At 71.3% G+C, this 237-nt stretch carries 1 protein-coding gene; it reads right to left on the minus strand.

The annotated features are described in order from the left end of the window. Nucleotides 1-237: hypothetical protein (locus NDO48_RS29535; RefSeq protein ID WP_267322960.1), on the minus strand; the 237-nt coding region annotated here is incomplete at both ends.

A 237-nucleotide genomic window follows, 5' to 3' on the forward strand; every position in this document is an offset into this window, starting at 1 on the left:
GGCCGGTGGTGTCCTGGGAACCGACGGTGGTCATCTTCGGTTCGCAGTAGGTGCCCGGGCGCACGCCCTGGCCTTCCGGCAGACCGCAGGCGCGGCCGACCATTTTCTGCGCCAGGGTGAAGCCCTTGCCGCTATCGGCCGGTGCTTCCGGCTTGCGGAACAGGTCGGAGGCGCCCAGGCCCAGCTCGGCGCGGGCCTTCTCGGTCAGGCCACGGCCGACGATCAGCGGGATACGGC

It is taken from the genome of Aminobacter sp. MET-1 (assembly GCF_026521175.1).
Lineage (GTDB): Bacteria > Pseudomonadota > Alphaproteobacteria > Rhizobiales > Rhizobiaceae > Aminobacter.